This window comes from Pseudotamlana agarivorans (assembly GCF_001642835.1).
GTDB lineage: Bacteria > Bacteroidota > Bacteroidia > Flavobacteriales > Flavobacteriaceae > Pseudotamlana > Pseudotamlana agarivorans.
Map to the genome: position 1 here is coordinate 1 of NZ_LXEI01000047.1, position 1,147 is coordinate 1,147.

A 1,147-nucleotide genomic window follows, 5' to 3' on the forward strand; every position below is an offset into this window, starting at 1 on the left:
TAGGACAGCATAAAATTCGAATTTACTAATTTTAAATTTTAAACTGTCACATGAAAAAAAGCAAATTTACCGAGACACAGATTGTGAAGATCCTAAAGGAGAATGAACAAGGAAGAAGCGTCCCTGAACTAGCCCGAGAACTAGGAATCGACAAGAGTACCATTTATTATTGGCGCAAGAAATATGGTGGCATGGAAGCGAGCCATTTAAAGCGACTAAAGGAACTTGAAGAAGAAAACCTTAAGCTTAAGCAAATGTATGCGGATGCTTCTCTTGATATTCGGATGCTAAAGGACGTATTATCAAAAAAGTTCTAAGACCTTCCGACAAACGATTTCGTGTCAAATATCTAATAAAACAGTACGAAGTGTCCGTTAAGCGCGCTTGTGGAGTTATTGGGTTGACACGCTCTATGTGGTATTACCAAAGGAAGAAAAATGACAAAGAAGTCATTGACAAGCTTTCTGAACTTGCCCAGCAATTGCCTACTAGAGGTTTTGACGAGTATTATAACCGAATCCGTCGCGAAGGTCATAAATGGAACAGAAAACGTGTTCTGAGAGTATATAGAAAAATGAAACTTAAACTAAGGCGTAAACACAAGAAACGTTTAGCAACAAGAGTCAAACAGCCTTTAGAAGCTCCAGTATCATTGAATATTTGTTGGAGTTTGGATTTTATGAGTGATGTTCTTAGTGATGGAAGAAAGGTTCGTGTGTTGAACGTTATAGATGATTGCAATCGAGAAGCATTACTGGTAGAAGCTGGATTGTCCTTTCCTGCCAGAGCAGTTGTAGAGGTCTTAGAGCAACTTAAAGAGGAAATAGGTGTTCCTAAGTACGTTAGATGTGATAATGGTCCTGAGTTTATATCAAAGACCTTTGCTAATTGGTGTGAAAGAAACTTTATCGAAATCAAGTATATTCAACCAGGCAAACCAATGCAGAATGGATATATTGAAAGATTTAATAGGCATTATAGGGAAGATATACTGGATGCTTATTATTTTGATGACATCTATCAGTTACAAAAGTTAAACAATCAATGGAAACTTGATTACAATAATAATCATCCGCATAAATCCTTGGGAAACAAATCCCCTGTAGAATTTATGCCCAGATTTGAAGATGAAATAAATTTAATCCCC

Annotated in this window: 1 protein-coding gene; it reads left to right on the top strand. The window is 36.6% G+C overall.

The window, feature by feature from the left end; all coding sequences use genetic code 11:
• Positions 1–50 precede the first annotated feature (50 nt).
• A protein-coding gene (locus tag A6I66_RS16375) for an IS3 family transposase (protein ID WP_157614288.1) occupies positions 51–1,147 on the top strand; the annotation gives its coding sequence in 2 pieces (ribosomal slippage) (positions 51–312 and positions 312–1,147; 1,098 coding nt annotated over the 2 pieces). This gene is flagged as partial in the annotation.